Here is a 14,709-nt window from a genome sequence, read left to right as displayed (position 1 = left end):
CGGAACAGCCGCCGCCCACGTGGTGTGGTTATGCTCGAACGGCTGCTCGGCGCGGCCGCCGACCGCAAGCCGGTGCGGTCCACGCAGAGAGCCAGGTCATGGCCGAGCCCGAGAGCCCCGCACACGAGGCGGGAGCGACGATGCCGGCCCGCACGACCGCCCGGTGGATCGCGATCCTCGTCGTCGTGGCTTCGGGTTACTACCTCGGCGGCCGGCTCGGCTTGTCGCCGGCGCCGGTTCGTGACCAGGTCACGCCGTGGTGGCCGCCGACCGGGATCGCCGTCGTGAGCCTGCTGTTCTTCGGCCGCCCGGCCGTGCCGGGGATCCTGCTCGGCGCCGCGGCCGTCAACGCCTCGCTCAGACCGGGCGCCGCCGCGGTCGTGGGTATCACCGTGGGCAACACCCTCGCGCCCGTCTTGGCGTGGACCTTGTTGACCGGAGTAAGTTCCGGCCGCAGCTCGACCGGCTCCGGGACGCCCTGAGCTTGATCGTGCTGGGCGCGATCGGGAACACGCTGGTCAGCGCCGTCATCGGCAGCGGCACGCTGGTCGTGTCCGGCGCGATCGAAGGCGGGCACTTCTGGTCGACCGCGTTGGTCTGGTGGGGCGGGCGACAGCATGGGCGTTCTGGTGGTGGCGCCGGTCCTGTTGGCCGGCTTCGCACTGCGCCAGCGCGCGTGACCGTTCTCGGGGGGCACGAAGATGGGCCGAGGCCATCGGGCTCCTGGTCGCGATCGTCGTGGCTGCCCTGGGCGCCGCGACCGGTCAGGTCCCGGCGCTGATTCTGCCGTTTCCGCTGCTGGTGTGGTGCGCGTGGCGGTTCGGGATCACGATCGCGGCCCCGGGCATGCTGCTCGTCTCCGTCGGGGCGGCGATCGGCCTACTCCAGCAGATGCTGACCCTCCTGGCGTTCACCTGGTCGGCGGCGTTGACCGTGCTCCTGCTCACCGCCGCCGCTGCCGAAAACGCTCCGCATTCCGGGCAGCCGAGCAGGCCGGGGCCGCCCTGGAAACACGGGTCCGGGAGCGCACAGCCGAACTCGCCGGTGCCGTGCGGCGGCTGGAACGCAGCTGGGAACGCGACCTGGCTACGGGCAAGGTCATCGCCAGCGCCGAGCTGTAGCGGCTCTACGGCCTGGCGCCCCGATCGGACGAGGCCGGCTACGGGACCTTCCTCGACCGGATCCACCCCGACGATCGAGGGTCGGCGCTGGCGTCGAACGTCGAAGTCCTGCGCGACCGTCACCCCGTGACATCGGACTTCCGGGTGGTGTGGCCCGACGGCGGCGTGCACTGGCTGCGGCGGGAGGACAGCGTCACCGTCGACGAACGCGGGAAGCCGGTGACGATGATCGGCACCGTGCAGGACATCACGGCGACCAAGCTCGCCGAGGAGGCCCTGCGTAAAAGCGAGGAAAGACCCGGACCATGCTGGCGTCGGTCACCGACGCCATCGTCGGGGTGGACCGCGCCGGCAACATCGCGCTCGTCAACGACCGCACCGAGGAGCTGTTCCGCTACCCCGAGCACGAACTGTCCGGCCGACCCGTCGAGATCCTGCTGGCCGAACATTCCCGCAGCTCGCACGAACGCCACCGCGAAGCCTTCATGGCGGCGCCGCAGGCTCGGCCGATGGGCGTCGGCCTGGACCTGGTCGGCCGCCGCAAGGACGGCACCGAGCTCCCGGCGGACATCGCCCTGCGCCCGCTGACGATGGCCGGGCCCAGCTACGGAGGAACCCTGGTCGCCGCGGTGGTACGGGACGTCACCGAACGCCGACGAGCCGAACTCGCGGCCCGGGAGCTGCGGGACGCGCGGTTGCGTCGCCGCCACGCACTCGAAATCAACGACACCGTGGTGCAGGGGCTGACCACTGCGATGTACGCGCTGGAACGCGGTAGCCGGCCGAGTGCCCTCCGCGCGTTGCGCAGCACCCTCGGCGCGGCCCGGGACATGATGCAGAACCTGCTCGGCGACGGCGTCGCGATCTCCGCGGGCGAGCTCGTCCGGGAATCCCCGGCCACGCTGGATTCCGCCGGCGAGTACGAGACGGTGGTGGCGCGCCCGCGCCGGGGCGGCGCTCTCCCCCGGATCGGCCTCGTGCTGGCCGACGACAGCACGGAAATCAGCCTGGCCCTGCGGGCCTTCGCCGAATCACTGTCCGGTGTGGACGTTGTCGGCGAGGCCGCCGACGGGGCGGAGGCGGTCCGCGTCGTCACCGAATGCCGCCCGGACGTACTGCTGCTCGACCTGGCGATGCCCGTGCTGGACGGACTGCAAGCTCTCCCGCGGATCCGGCAGGCTTCGCCGGACACCAAAGTCATCGTCTTGTCCGGGTCCGGCCGGGACCAGGCGGCCGAGCAGGCCCTCGCGGCGGGAGCGGACGCATTCGTCGAGAAAGGTGGTTCACTGCGCAAGTTGGCCACTGCGTACCCCGATCGCTGCGGCGTCCGGCATCTTCGAGCTGCTCCAGGATGGCGTCCACCGGCTGGGCGAAGGAGAACTGGACCTGGTCCTCGAACCCACCGACCTCGCCAACCTCCTCCACGCCGTGCTCGCCGAACTGGGCGAGCCGACCGGAAACCACCCGGTCTCGGCCGACATCCCCTCGGGAATCATCACCGGCCTCGACCCGCTCCGCATCCGGCAGGTGCTCACCAACCTGATCTCCAACGCGGTCAAGTTCAGCCTCCGCGGCACCCCATCGGCATCACCGTCACCGAGAGCGACGAGACGATCGACATCGCCATCACCGATCACGGCCCCGGCATCGGTCCGCAGTACCGAGACCGGCTCTTCGGCAAGTTCGCGCGCTTCGGACCCCAAGCGGGCCTCGGACTGGGGCTATACATCTGCCGGGAGATCGCGCGGGAACACGGCGGAGACGTCACCCTAGCCGGCACCGGCCCCGCCGGCACCACCTTCGTCGTGTCCCTGCCGCGGTTCATCGACTGATCGCGCCTGCCGGCGGAACAGGGTGATGACCAGCGCCTGCGCGCGGTTTCGGTTTACGACCGGACGTGAGCACTGCGTCGCGCTACCTCGCCGCCGGGTATGACGGCGCTCTCCTCTCCTTGACCGCGGTGTCCGGGCTGCAGGGCGTGCGCGGTGTGGGGTCGCGTCCACCGTGCGCCGGTTGCGTTCCGGACGCCGAGCGAAATGAGGTTGTTCGACGGCACGGCGAGCAGAGCCGCCCCCTTTACGGTGGTGTGCGCGGGCCGGTGCGTACGCTCCCCCCTCGTCGCGCCGGCCCGCCCTGTTCAGCTTCGGTCGCGGCGCGGCATGCCGCCGTTTCGGCAGGCGTCGAGCACAACCGGCAGCCACGAGAGCAGTGACTCCGTTCTCCCGTGCCCTCCGAACTACACTGTCAGAATCGGCTGCGCCGGCCTTCGCGCCGTCAGCGTCACGCGTCCCGCTCCAGCCCCGGCGGTACGACCAGAAGTGGTCAGCTATCGGCGGAGGATCTGGTGATCGTCGCGACGACCGGGGGAACCGGTGCCACGGGACTCGACCGCGGGCAGCGCTACCACCGTGTCCCTGTCGTCCGGCCTTTTGCGCCCGTCCGGGGATTACGGATGTATGCCTCGTTCGGTCAACTGCTGCGGAAGACCGGGAACCGGTCCTGTTGCGCAGTGTCCCGGCCCGGCGGATGCTACCTGCCGTCCTCGGAGATCGAAGCGAGTTCATGACCAGTGAAAACGGCCTGCACCTGGTGCCTGACCACCGGGCGGAGTCGACCGTAGCGACCTTGACCGGCGCTTTGACTGCGACCACCTACGCGGACCTGCGTGACGGTGTGCTCGAGCTGGCCACGGACGCGCCGGTGAGCGTGATCGCCGACATCCGGGGCCTCGACATCGACGACATCACCCTGATGTCGGTGTTCACCGCGATCGCGGTGCGGATCGCGGACTGGCCGAGGATCCCTTTCGCGGTGGTGACCGAGCACCCGGACCACGTGGCGCGGATGGCGAGGCAAGCAGCGGACTGGTTCGTGCCGATCCACGCCGACGTCCCCGCGGCCGAGCAGGCCCGTGACCGTCCTCCTCGTCGGAGAGCGCTGCAGTTGCTGGCCGCCTCGCCGGACGCTTCGGCGGTCGCCCGGGCGTTCGTCGACCGGGTCTGCGAGCAGTGGAATGCGCCGGAGTACATCGACGACGCCCGCGTGATCGCGACCGAGCTGGTGGAGAACACGATCCGGCACACCGCTTCGCACCCGCGGCTGCGGTTGGAGCTGCGCCGGGACACGTTCATCATTTCGGTGGCCGACGACGACCCACGCGAGGCCGTGTTGCTCGAGCTGCCTACGAAGGACGGTCTCGGACTCCGGCTGGTCGCCCAGACCACGCGTGCCTGGGGATGTCGCCGGTCCTGGGCCGGTGGCAAGGTCGTCTGGGCGGTCTTGTTGCCGCGACGGACTCGACACCGCGATATCGCCGAGTAACGGCCGGGGCGCCAGTACCCCGGGAACCGACAGCTCGAAGCGGCGAGGACCGCCGGACCCACCTCGTGATCGACCGCGGCATCACCCTGGTCTTCTCGCCGCGGCTCGCCAGCGCACTGGTGACCGCCACCGGGCAGCTCGACCTCGCCGGCTACGGCTTCCTGCGGGATGGCCCGCTGAGGGTGGCCGACGGACCGCCCGGACTGATCGCCGACGTCGACGGGTTGATGATCGGCGAGCTGTCCCCCACAGCGGTGTTGCCCCTGGTCGCCCGGCGGATCGGGAACTGGCCCGGGATCCCGCTCACCCTGGTCACCCGGCAGGGATCGCACCTACGGGTGTTCCAGTGCGAGGGCGTCGATCGGTTTGTCGCGTCCATGGTGACGTCGAGGCTGCCGAACGCCACCAGCAGGTCCCGGCTCGCCGATGGGCCCAGCAGAAGGTCCCCCGTACCGATGACGCGCTGGAGCTCGCCTGCGCGTTCCTGCAGGACCACATGACGCGAGTAGCAGGGCGAGTCGGTCAGGAACGAGCCCGCTCGATCAGCCGGGGCTCCTGGGCGGGAGCGGAGTCGGCCTCAAGCCGGCGTAGTCGAGCACGCTGGTGTGGGCGAGCAACGTTCCTCGATGGTGGGGTGTCTGCTGAGCAAGTCGCGGCGTCACGAGTCGGTGGCGCACCGAACCAGTTCGGCGGCATAGCCGTTGCCATCGGTGCCTGCGAGCGCAGCCCAGCGAGTCGCAGAGTCGGTTGATATTCCGAGCAGTTCGGACAGGATTTTCGCCGGCAGCGTGGCGGCGAGTTCGATCATGGCGGTGTTGCGGCTGCCCCGGCTGGGGATGCCCACGTCGCGCAGCCGTCTGGCCAAGGTCAGAGGGTGCAGTGCTTGCCCGGGTAAACCTCCAGGGAATAACCATCGGTGATCGTCAGTGTGGCCGAGTGCAGCTTTGCCACGACGGGTTCCGACGAGACCGAGCAGCAACGTATCCAGTGGTTCAGGCACCATTAGTGGCTGACGGCCAAGCCTCAGCTGGACTGCGCCGTCGGCGCGCAAGACATCGTTGATCGTCAGGCGAACGATTCTGGACACAGCCTGACCGTAGAGCAGAACCAGCAAGCCGGCGACGCGGTCGATGGTGGCAATGGTGTCGTCGTGCAGTAGCTGGCGGGCGGTGCGCCAGCGACGATCCTCGTCTGCGAACACGCGGGGGCGTGCCGCCGCGGCAGGGGCAGCGATGGCCGCGGACCCAGTGACTCCTCGTGCGACGCACCAAGCGACGAAACTGCGGGCGCGGCGGGGCGTTCGGCCTCCGAGCATGCACCATGCGTCCAGATCGGCCTGGGTACAGGCACGGAGCTTCCGACCGCGAGCGTGTAACCACTCGATCAGGCCGATCGCACTCGTGATCTCGTTCTTGATGCTGTTTGTCGAGCCGGGAGTCGCCGGGTTGCCGAGGCGTCGCAGCCGGCGCAGATGAGTCCAGGTCAGATATCCGCGCAGCAGGCGTTGGTCCTCTGGATCGTCGACCGTGGCAAGCCTCAGGTCGAACCAGCGTTGTAGCGCGCGCAGGTGCCGATCGTTGTCTGGCAGCACCTTCTGCGCGATCAGAACTTCCCGCAGATAGCGCGCGGGCCCTGCCGGCGTCAGCTTGTCGAGCGTCTCGTGCGTGACGGGGCCGTCTCCGGCAGCAAGCTGGCCCAACATCGCCGATGTCGTGGGCCGATAAAGCCAGTTCAGGAGGGTCGAGGGGCGACTCGTGGCGAGAGCATGTCGCACCGAATTCAGCTCGGCGCGGACTGAGCCGTCCCTCCCAGCCAGAGCTGCGGCGAGCAGGTCCGTGGCCGCACAAGCCTCGCAAAGGCCGTGGCGGTGCAGCCGCGTGACTGTGCCGCACCCCCGGCAGGCTCGAAAGTAGGCGGGCTCGGCCTTGATGCAGGTCCAGCAGACAGGACCGTCGTCAACGCGTCCGTCGACAGGTCGGACGCGTCCGCACCGGCAGCACGGCTCCCGTCGCCGCGCGCAGGGGGCGCACAACGGTCTTCCCTCGGCATCACGTCCGCCTATCGGGTGCACCGCCGCGCAGCGGGCGCAGACAGCGGTCCGGGAACGCCGGTAGCAGTTCACGCATCGCGGCGCCGCCGTGCCGACGCCCTGGCAAGGTTTGGTCTCGCCGCAAATCGAGCAGACCGCCGACGGCATCTGCCAGCAGCCGACGCAGATCGGCACGCCGTCTCGGTGCGAGACGATGGCCGCCAGCAGTCCACACACCGAGCACCGTTCCTGGTTACAGGGTTCCTGTCGTGCGCACTCCGCACACATCGGCCGCCCCTGCGGTGTACGCGTCGAGATCGTTCGCACCTTGCCGCAACGCCCGCACGGCTTCGCACGCGCTTTCTGGTAGCAAGATAGACAACAGGGCAGCCCCTCCCGCCACGAGATGACCTGCTTGGTCTTGCCGCAGAACGGACACTGCGGAGCCACCACCCCTTCGACACCGTGGTCGACCAGCGCGGCCACGAGCCGCCGGACGACAAGGGTTCCTGACGCGGCGGCACCGGTCAAAAGTTCCGGCCGATCCTCGACGTCCCAAGCAACCCGTCGACGCTGAGCCGCCTGCCGCACTGTTCGAATGATGAGTTCTCGCAGTTGCGTACGGTCCGCTACCGGGTCGACCGCATTGACCAATTCGCAGATCATCTCAACGTGGTCGACGCCGGGGTCTGGCGGGCACAGGTTGCAGCGCGGCCGCCCCTGCCGGTCGTAGCTGGACGGCCTCACTACACGGTGGCACATCGCGCACGGTCGCGGCGCGAACGTGCCCTTCGCGCGGTTGTAGCACGTGACGCAGATCCGCAGCCCATCCTCGTCGTGCTGGGCCATCCGCTGCGCCGGTTTGCCGCAACTCGCACAGACCGGCTGCACTACGACTACCGCGCCGGACGCACGGAGCGCGCGAATGAAGCGGTCGATCAGAGGTGTTCCTGCGGTGCGACCGGAGGTCAGCAGTGACGGGTCATCCTCGATAGCTTTCGCCAGCTGCCGCCGGCCGGCACGAGACTGGGCAACCTGCTCGGTGACCATCGCGATCGTCGCCGGCTCCAGGCTGGGTTCGAAATTGCCGACGATCCCGCTGATCACCCCGAGCGGGTCGACCAGATACCGCTCCGTTTCTCGGCCGGTCATGCCCGGTCAGTGACGATCTTGGCTCGCTTCGGGCGGAACTCGCCGACCCCCACCCCGTCTGCGGCCGCCGCTGCGCGCTTGCGCTGCGGTTGCGCTGCGGCCACGGGCTCGATGAGTTCTTCCATCGTGCAGCCGAGGATATCGATCAGGGCCACCAACGTCTTCACACTCAGGCGTTCCGGCTTGTCCACCACCAGTCGGTAAACCTGACTGTCGGACAAAGCGATTCCTCGCTCAGCCAGCTGCGGTCGCAGGTGGGTCGTCTGGAACATACCTTGACGTGCCATCAACTCACGCAGGTTCCACTTGTAATCTAGCCGCGCGGTCACCGAAGCTCCGCCCTGTCCGGCTGGAACGCCTTGTCGAGAGCGTTCCGCATCATGGTGTTCATGAAGTCCCCGCTCACTCCCGTGTAGATCGCGGTCGTCGACGCGTATCGGTGACCGACCTGTTCCTGGACGAATTTCGGATCGACGCCGTCCTCGATCTGGTGCGTCACATGCGAATGACGGAGGCAGTGCGGAACCAGTGCGCTGTCAAGCTTCAGTGCGATCCGGTAGTCGACGAACCGCTGCTCAATACTGCGGGGCAGGACCCGGCTTCCACGTTCGGTCAACCACAACGCGGGATGCTCCGGGAAACCGTATCGGGGCAGGACATTCGTCAGATAGTCGTCGAGGACCTCGACGATCCACGGCATCACCGTGTGCACGGTGCGTCGCCGTGGTGGGCTGCCTCGAGAGGCCTTGCCCCAGCGCACTTCGAGATTCCCATACCGTCCAAGTTCGGGTGCTTTCGGGTTGCGGTACCAGTCTGTGACGTCAAGCCGTGTAGCCTCCCGGACACGTAACCCGTAGGCGTACATCACTTTGAACAACGTCGCGTCCCGATACGCCGCCAGCGCACCCTTGCGCCGGCGGCGCACAGCTAACTCGACCTGAGCGTCGGCATGGTCGAAGAACCGTTGCAATTCCCCACGCGTCATCGGACGGCGATCCGCCTTGCCCTCGTAGTCGGCCAGATGTGCCAGCGTGTTCCACTCGAAACAGATCTGCGCCGGATGTGTGCCGAACCGGGCCTCACACTCGGCCACCCAGCGATACTCGGGTTGGATCAAGAAATTGCAGAACGACCGTACCGCGTCTTGATAGTTGCGGATCGTGGACTTGGCCCTCCCGCTATGACTGACCAGTTCCACCATCCACTCGTCCAGGTACGCCGGCGTCCAACACCAGGGGAACTCGTTGGTGTAGGTCAGAAATCGGCGCACCACGCCGAGCCGGTCACGCACTGAAGAAGGCCGCAACCCGCGGCCGCCGATCTGCTGGGCTTCCCACCCGCGCAGCATCGCCTGGACTACCGTGTCTTCCGGCCGCAGGAGCACAACGCCGTCCACCAGCTCCAGCCGAGCCGATCCGGGTGGCTCACCGCCGGGCTGTCGCACTCCGACCCCTCTCGCAGAATGGGTGAATCATGCATCAGACGCATGATCCTTGGCAAGGATGCAGGTCATAGCGGTCCCTCATGTCAGTCTCGGATGCTACGGTCGTGGCAGGTCGAGGGAAGGCTGGACGGGTTATCGTGCATTCACTGCAATTCCTCGCAGAGGCGCCAGCCGCAGATGATGACCTCGGTGGTCTGGATGAGGGCGTGCTTGCACCAGTAGTCCGGCCGCTTGCCCGGCACGTACGGGGCGCGCAGGAGCTTGGCCACGAGTCCTTCGTGGCCGGTGGCGGCGACGTGGTCGAGCAGGTCCTGCGGGGTGCGGCGGTCGGCGGCCAGTTCGGTGAACGGGAACTGCCGCACGACCGAGACCCGGAACGGGTCCGGCATTGTCAGTTCCGCCAGCAGGCCACGGCGCTCTTCGTAGGGCTGGTGCAGCAGCGTCTTGGTGCCGAGTTGGAGCAGGTCGAAGGCGAGGAACCGGACCGGGACGTCCTGGAACGGTTCGTTGCGGCGGGGTGAGCTGCGGTGGGTCTGGTAGCGGCCGCGGCGTTCCTGCAGCAGGCCGAAGTCGATCTGGCCAGCGTCGTTGTAGACGACGATCTCGCCGTCGAGCACCGCGGCCCGGCCGTTGAGGGCGGGGGTGAGGACGCCGGTGAGGTCGGCGAACTCGTGGGTGAAGTCGATGCCATTGCGGCTGGTGAGCACGGTGGTGCCATCCGAGGCGATCTGCATGCAGGCTCGGTAGCCGTCCAGCTTGTACTCATACGCCCATTCCGGGCCTTCCCGGAGCCGGCCGCCGTCGGCCTTGGCCAGCATCGGGGTGATCCAGTCCGGCACGCGGGAGGAGCCGCGCACAGCCATGGCAGCCTCCCTCGGCGGGACATCATTGTCTGATTTTGACGGTAACCCGGCTGGCCTAATCCTGCTGTGTTTGCGCTGGTCAACACCCTGATCGGTGGCAGCCGGTACGAGGACGAGCGCTCAGCGCTGCAGGTGCGATCACTGCAGGGTGACCTTGACCGGCTCGGCTTGACAGATAGTGCAGGGTCTCGCAGTATCCGAACAAGTGTTCGATGAGTTCGGGTTCGCTCGCGGCTTCCCCTCGTGGGCGTCTCCGGTGCGTGTTCGTGGTGCTGGAGGTGCGCGGTGGCGGTGCCGGAAGCGGTGGCCGGGCTTGCGGCGATTCCTGGTGTCCGCACGGCCGCGCAGCTCGGCGAGCCGACTATCGACGCCTCGGCCTCCGCTGGCTCCCTCCCGCTGGCGCCAGCGCTGGCCAAGCTGGTGCCGGGAGGGTTGCGGCGAGGCAGCACGATGTCCGTCGCAGGCTCGACGGCCCTAGTGCTGGCGTTACTCGCCGAGGCGACCCGCGAAGGATCGTGGGCAGCGATCACCGGAATGCCTGATGTGGGGGTGGCGGCCGCCGCCGAGCTGGGCGTCGACCTCGACCGGCTTGCGCTCGTGCCCGACCCAGGTGCCGAGGTCGCCGCGGTGCTCTCGGCGTTGATCGACGGGTTCGACTTGGTGGTGCTCGGCCCGTCCGTCGCGCGCGGCATGCAGCCGCAGCTGGCTCGTCGACTCGCCGGACGGGTCCGCAATCGAGGTGCTGTCCTGCTTGCTGCGGGCTTGTGGCCCAGTGCCGAACTCGAGCTGCGCGTGTCGAACCGTCGGTGGCGCGGTCTCACCGACGATGGCTTTGGTCACCTGGAGTTCCGCGAGGTCGTCGTGACCAGCCGTGGCCGCGGTGCTGCGGCTCGGCAGCGCACCGTCGCGCTGCAGCTCCCAGGCCCCGGCGGAGCTGTCGCCGCCGCCGAGGTATCTGCCGGCCGCGGGCTGACCGAGGTCGCTGGATGATCCGCAGGTCACAGTCGTCGCGCTCGAACTGGCCGGGGCAATCACGAGGTGACCGATGATCGACCACCACGTCGGCGGAGCCGTTCGATCGGGCGCGCGCGGTGAGTTCGGCGGGCTGATTCCGGTCCGGCCGGCGACCAGCAGGCTCATCGTCTGTCTACGTGGCCACCGGCTCGACCTGGACCTCTACGACAAGCTCAAGCCCTACAGCCATCGCTACCGGCTGCACGGCACGCTTTGCGAGGTCTGCCGCGCACAGGAAGGTTGTGATCCGGCGGCTCGGCACCTCGCCGAGTGGGCGCACCTCGACGTCACGGTTCAGCACGCGCCCGACGCGGACCCGGGCGACGGGCTCGTTCTCGTCGCCCATCCACCGGCCGCGGGAACGCTGGCCGGTCGGATCGAACTCCGTCTTGACCGCACGGAGGTCGGCGTGGTGACCGCCAGTCCGTGTGCGAGCTGCCGGACCGCCACTCTGGACTACGTCCACGTAGCGGCTGAGTATCGGCGTCTCGGCTTCGGCCGCACGCTGGTGGCGGCCGCGGTGGCCCGTGCCCCGTCCTTCAGGTGGACGGCGCCGCTACCGGACGGTCCGGTGGCGCAGTCATTCCGTGCCCGGATCGCCATGCGGCGCAATGGTCCACCGTGCAGTCATCGCGGCGGGTGAAGTTCAGAGGTCGAGCCGGAAGCGAGCCCATGATCGGGCAGCCGCGGTGAGGGCCGGGCGGTGGGCCAGCGGCTGGTGGCGTTCGAGGTATCCCCAGATGCCCCAGATCGCGACCGCGAACGCCGTCTTGGTTTCGGCCGAGGTTCGCTGCCAGAGCGGCAGCTGTTCCGCCCAGGTCTCCGCGGCCGCGGGAGCGTGGCCGGCCTCGATGAGGCGGGTGACGAGGAAGGCCGGATCGACTGCCGGATTGGCGTTTCGCGACCAGGCCCAGTCGACGATCTGAACCTTTCCACCGTTACCGAGCAGGTTCAGGGCGTGCAGGTCGGTGTGGGCGAGCGTGCTTCCTGCGACGTGCTCGACCGCGGTGGTCTCCCAGTTCGTCAGCTCGTCGATGTGGTCGCGGGCCCATGTATCGAGATCGGCGGGAGCGTCCTTGGCGAGTCGTCGCCAGGCGGCCAGTCTCGCCCACTGCTCGGCCAGGGACGGTGCGTCGACGGACACCGTGCTCAGGCCCGCAGCCATCGCCGAGACGGCCTCCCGTACCAGGTCCAGGTCGGTGGACCCCGGGGAGAGGTCGACATGGTGGCCAGGAGAGTGCTCGAGGCCCAGCAAAAGCCAGCCGTCGGCCTCAGCGCGCCACAACAGCCGAGGAGCGACCTCGGGCGGGAGGAGTGGGTTGACCGCGGCTTCGTGGCGGTGCATGCGGGCGCGCTTGCCATCCGCGTCGGCGATGCCCTTGCAGAAAAGCGTGCCGGTCTCGGTGTGCAGGGTGGCGGAGAAGTCGGAGTTGCGGCCTGCGTCGGGTAGTACGACGTCGTGTACGCGGCCGGTTTCGCGCTCGATCGCGGTTCGCACCGCGACGGGCAAGGCTTCCCAGGTGCTGCGCGGCATCCTGTCCGTCCTCCTAGGCCGCGACCGGCGGCGGGTCTTCGTGGCAGCCATTGTGACAGCCGGTGCAGCTGCCGAGTGCGGTATGTGGCCACAGTGCGTCGTCGAGGCAGAAGCCGAGCCGCTGCATCGCCGTGGTCGTCCGGGCGAAGACGGACGCGGGTGACTCCTCGTCGTTCCGGCCGTCGGTGGGCACGTGGTGGAGGAACCTGCCGGCGACGCGATCGCAGAAGGCGGTGTACTCGTGGGTGTCGAGGATGAAGGTGTGCCAGCCGATGTCGACGAGCTCGCTCGGGGCGAGCGGAGCGCCGACATTGGAGCCGCACGCGGCGAGGAACGCCAACGCCTGGTCCATGATGCGTTCGGCGAGGTCGCGCTCGAACCGTTCCGTCGTGACGATGCGGCTGGTCAGACGGCGGAAGAGGTCTTCGGAGACGAGGGACCGTCCCGTTCGGTGCATGCTGATGGTGATCGACATCGAGTTCTCCTCGGGTTCGGAGCGCTGGACGAACTCAGCTTCGGCGGCTCTGCTCCCAAGAGGGAGGCCAAGCTCAGGGGCGTCGCGGGGAGACACGGGGCAGATCGGGGCAGATCAGCTTCACGCGGTGACTCAACGCGCAGGCGTAGCTACACTCGGCGTGACCGGGGAGGGTACGTGCCAGAGCCGAATCGCCTTCTGCGGGCAGCGCGCGAACGGCTGCCCTCGTCGAGCGTGCCTGGTGAACGCGCGTCTCGGGCCGATGTCGCAGATGGTGTCGCCCACTGGTTGTGGGAGACGACCCGTACCCGCTATCCCTTCGACGCGCACTACGTGGCGAAACTTGAGCGTGGCGTGGTCCGGTGGCCGAGCGCGGCGTATCGAGCCGCTCTCCGGCACGTCCTGAGCGCGTCGGACGACGCCGCGCTCGGATTCACCCCGCCCGTCGAGTTCCGCCGGGCCGGCCGTACCGTCGTCGTTCAGCGCATGGCAGTCCGACGCCGTCATCGACAGGGCGGTCACCGTGACCGAACAGGACCTCATGCCGACCTCTCGCCGGAGCCTGCTCGCGACTGCTGCTGTCCTGGCCGGTTCGGCCCTGGCGGCCGAGCTGACTCCGTTCCTCTGGCCGGCCGCTTCAGCTGCGCCGCGGCGGACGTCGACCTCGTTTACCCTGGCCGAGCTGGCCTCGGCAGAAGAATTCGTCCAATTCGTTCGTCGCTGGCGTTCGGCCAGCGGCTCCGTTGCACGCTCGACCGCCGTGGCCCAGCTGGACTCCACCTTCGCCGGCTGAAGGAGGCTCCGTCCGGTACCGCGGAGACGCGTCGCGCCTTCCGCGCCGGCGCCGAGCTCGCCGGCATCGTCGCGACGATGGCCTGGGATGAAGCTGCGCACGGCGCGGCGCAGCGCTACTTCAAGCTGGCGGCTCAGCTGGCCCACGTCGCCGGCGACGACGCGCTTGCCGCGGTCGCCCTCGCCTCGCTGGCCCGCCAGTGCTTCGACCTCGACCGGCCGGCCGACGGCCTGGAGGTCGTTCAGCTGGCGCAGTACGCCACGCGCCGGACGGCCAGCCCACGGCTGCGAGCTGTCCTGGCCACCCGCGAGGCATGGGCGCACGCCCAGCTCGGTGACGCGCCCGCGTTCCGACGGACCGTCCGGCTCGCCGAGGACTACTTCAGCGAGGGGCTTCGGGACGGCGACGCAGCAACCCCCTCCGTCAGGAGCTTGGACGAAGCCGAGCTGATGGGCGTCATCGGCGCCCGCTACCGCGACCTGTCGCGACACGACGTCCGACATGCGGCCGAAGCCCAGGACTACATCGGCCGCGCGATCGCCCTGCGCGATCCCGATCGGGTCCGCAACCGCGTCTTCGACCTCGTCGGGCTCGCTCGCGCCCACCTGATCACCCGCGAGCCGGAACGCGCCGCCGAGCTGATCGGCATGGCCATGCCTGATGCTGCGCCGTGGACGTCTGGGCGAGTCGGGGTCAAGCTTCGGGACTTCCATCGGGAAGCAGGGACGTTCGCTACGGTTCCTGCCGTGCGCGACATCCGCGAGGTCGTCGCAGCGAAGCTCGCCGTCTAGGAAGAGGACACTCCGTGGTGCGCATCGGAATCACCGGCCACTCCAACCTGACCGACGAGACCGCCGAGCTCGTGGCCGGCGAGCTCCGCGAGATCCTGGAGGAACAGCGCGACGATCTCGTGGGTGTCACCTGCTTGGCCCGGGGCGCCGATCAGGTTTTCGCTCGGCCGAG

Annotated in this window: 15 protein-coding genes and 1 pseudogene; 9 read left to right on the top strand and 7 right to left on the bottom strand. The window is 68.8% G+C overall.

Features of this window, described 5'->3' with window-relative positions:
• Positions 1 to 98: 98 nt before the first annotated feature.
• Positions 99 to 482, top strand: a complete 384-nt coding sequence (locus tag BLW76_RS49070; protein WP_167384920.1) for an MASE1 domain-containing protein — start codon at positions 99 to 101, stop codon at positions 480 to 482.
• 282 nt (positions 483 to 764) lie between these two features.
• On the opposite strand, the gene BLW76_RS42890 is transcribed toward BLW76_RS49070, so the two are convergent.
• Positions 765 to 1,244, bottom strand: a complete 480-nt coding sequence (locus BLW76_RS42890; protein ID WP_091317968.1) for a hypothetical protein — start codon at positions 1,242 to 1,244, stop codon at positions 765 to 767.
• Between BLW76_RS42890 and BLW76_RS50880 the strand changes: the two are divergent.
• From BLW76_RS50880 to BLW76_RS42870, 4 genes and pseudogenes are all read left to right on the top strand, one after another.
• Positions 1,182 to 1,340, top strand: a pseudogene (locus tag BLW76_RS50880) (PAS domain-containing protein); the annotation flags it as partial. The gene BLW76_RS42890 and the pseudogene BLW76_RS50880 sit on opposite strands and share 63 nt — an antisense overlap.
• Positions 1,341 to 1,426: 86 nt before the next feature.
• Complete coding sequence (locus tag BLW76_RS42880; RefSeq protein WP_091317966.1) at positions 1,427 to 2,953, top strand: response regulator; 1,527 nt, start codon at positions 1,427 to 1,429, stop codon at positions 2,951 to 2,953.
• Between the two features lie 730 nt (positions 2,954 to 3,683).
• The gene (locus BLW76_RS42875; protein ID WP_091317963.1) at positions 3,684 to 4,442 is read left to right on the top strand and encodes an ATP-binding protein; all 759 of its coding nucleotides are present in this window, start codon (positions 3,684 to 3,686) and stop codon (positions 4,440 to 4,442) included.
• A gap of 65 nt (positions 4,443 to 4,507) precedes the next feature.
• Complete coding sequence (locus BLW76_RS42870) at positions 4,508 to 4,942, top strand: hypothetical protein (RefSeq protein ID WP_091317961.1); 435 nt, start codon at positions 4,508 to 4,510, stop codon at positions 4,940 to 4,942.
• 158 nt (positions 4,943 to 5,100) lie between these two features.
• Here the strand turns inward: BLW76_RS42870 and BLW76_RS48210 are convergent, their stop codons facing one another.
• The 4 genes from BLW76_RS48210 to BLW76_RS42850 all read right to left on the bottom strand — a co-directional run bounded on the left by BLW76_RS48210 (position 5,101) and on the right by BLW76_RS42850 (position 9,930).
• Positions 5,101 to 7,623: a hypothetical protein gene (locus tag BLW76_RS48210; RefSeq protein ID WP_143060794.1), complete on the bottom strand. Its 2,523-nt coding sequence runs from the start codon at positions 7,621 to 7,623 to the stop codon at positions 5,101 to 5,103.
• Positions 7,620 to 7,952, bottom strand: coding sequence for a helix-turn-helix domain-containing protein (locus BLW76_RS42860; RefSeq protein WP_208613494.1), 333 nt, complete (start codon positions 7,950 to 7,952; stop codon positions 7,620 to 7,622). The genes BLW76_RS48210 and BLW76_RS42860 overlap by 4 nt, the downstream gene beginning before the upstream one ends.
• Positions 7,949 to 9,019 carry a tyrosine-type recombinase/integrase gene (locus tag BLW76_RS42855; protein WP_244170587.1) on the bottom strand — a complete coding sequence of 357 codons (1,071 nt, stop codon included), beginning with the start codon at positions 9,017 to 9,019 and terminating at the stop codon, positions 7,949 to 7,951. The genes BLW76_RS42860 and BLW76_RS42855 overlap by 4 nt, the downstream gene beginning before the upstream one ends.
• A gap of 191 nt (positions 9,020 to 9,210) precedes the next feature.
• Positions 9,211 to 9,930, bottom strand: coding sequence for an ATP-dependent DNA ligase (locus tag BLW76_RS42850; RefSeq protein WP_091317957.1), 720 nt, complete (start codon positions 9,928 to 9,930; stop codon positions 9,211 to 9,213).
• A gap of 396 nt (positions 9,931 to 10,326) precedes the next feature.
• Here BLW76_RS42850 and BLW76_RS42845 point away from each other — a divergent pair, with 396 nt between their 5' ends.
• Positions 10,327 to 10,920 carry a hypothetical protein gene (locus BLW76_RS42845; protein WP_091320577.1) on the top strand — a complete coding sequence of 198 codons (594 nt, stop codon included), beginning with the start codon at positions 10,327 to 10,329 and terminating at the stop codon, positions 10,918 to 10,920.
• 55 nt (positions 10,921 to 10,975) lie between these two features.
• Entirely contained in the window at positions 10,976 to 11,587 is a 612-nt protein-coding gene (locus tag BLW76_RS42840) for a GNAT family N-acetyltransferase (RefSeq protein ID WP_091317955.1), read from the top strand.
• A gap of 3 nt (positions 11,588 to 11,590) precedes the next feature.
• On the opposite strand, the gene BLW76_RS42835 is transcribed toward BLW76_RS42840, so the two are convergent.
• Positions 11,591 to 12,478: a phosphotransferase family protein gene (locus tag BLW76_RS42835; RefSeq protein WP_091317953.1), complete on the bottom strand. Its 888-nt coding sequence runs from the start codon at positions 12,476 to 12,478 to the stop codon at positions 11,591 to 11,593.
• Between the two features lie 13 nt (positions 12,479 to 12,491).
• Positions 12,492 to 12,953, bottom strand: a complete 462-nt coding sequence (locus tag BLW76_RS42830; protein WP_091317951.1) for a glycine-rich domain-containing protein — start codon at positions 12,951 to 12,953, stop codon at positions 12,492 to 12,494.
• Between the two features lie 523 nt (positions 12,954 to 13,476).
• Here BLW76_RS42830 and BLW76_RS50240 point away from each other — a divergent pair.
• Positions 13,477 to 13,746 carry a hypothetical protein gene (locus tag BLW76_RS50240; protein ID WP_244170586.1) on the top strand — a complete coding sequence of 90 codons (270 nt, stop codon included), beginning with the start codon at positions 13,477 to 13,479 and terminating at the stop codon, positions 13,744 to 13,746.
• Positions 13,653 to 14,537 carry an NsdA family TPR-like regulatory protein gene (locus BLW76_RS50235; RefSeq protein ID WP_482746702.1) on the top strand — a complete coding sequence of 295 codons (885 nt, stop codon included), beginning with the start codon at positions 13,653 to 13,655 and terminating at the stop codon, positions 14,535 to 14,537. Before BLW76_RS50240 ends, BLW76_RS50235 begins: the two co-directional genes overlap by 94 nt.
• The last annotated feature ends 172 nt before the right edge of the window (positions 14,538 to 14,709 follow it).

The organism is Amycolatopsis tolypomycina, assembly GCF_900105945.1.
Classification (GTDB): Bacteria; Actinomycetota; Actinomycetes; order Mycobacteriales; family Pseudonocardiaceae; genus Amycolatopsis; species Amycolatopsis tolypomycina.
This window is presented reverse-complemented; position numbering and strand designations above follow the sequence as displayed.